The organism is Candidatus Albibeggiatoa sp. nov. BB20 (assembly GCA_016744725.1).
Taxonomy (GTDB): Bacteria; Pseudomonadota; Gammaproteobacteria; order Beggiatoales; family Beggiatoaceae; genus Albibeggiatoa.
In genome coordinates, this window is sequence record JADGDW010000188.1 from 1 (window position 1) to 720 (window position 720).

Consider the following 720-nt stretch of genomic DNA (forward strand, 5'->3'; position numbering starts at 1 on the left):
CTATTTACCTACCAAATTTTAAATTATATCAAGAGTTTTTATTTTGCAATGTAATCATATGATAATACCATACTTTTTTAGTATATTGAAAAATGCTAATAGAGGATATAAACTAGGTGAGAAAAAATCATTAATTTTAGTGGCTACACAATTTTTTGGTAAAACTTATGCATGTTTATTTTGGTTTATTGTAACTTGGTAAATAACTAAAGAATATGTGAAAAGGATTCTATTATGCAACATACTATGATGAACATACATAGCTTTAATAAGGCCAATCTAACACTGTTAGATGATGTTCTACAAAATTTTACAGATCAACTGCCTACACCTCATAGCAAAGCAGATTTTGTCCGGCATATTTGCTTATTGATACGTAACTGTCGCCAAGTGGAGGAGGAGTTAGAGCAGATTTCAGAAAAAGATAGGTAGGAGTTTACATACAATATTTTTTGCTGCATTTGACTAACTAGAATGCTTTTGTAAAGCCTAAAGCTTGCTAAAACACGATTACTAAAATTAGCCTTGTCTTAAATACCCTATTATTTAACCCTTTGTAGAAATAAATTATACTATTGCTAATTATAACTTATTAATTTTATAGAGTATTTTTAAATTAAGGGCTTGGTTTGCTATGGTAAAGGTATGATAGATTTAGCTTTTTTTATGGGGTTTAGTGTGCTTTTTTAATAGCTTCAATGCTTTTTCTGCTGCACCTTG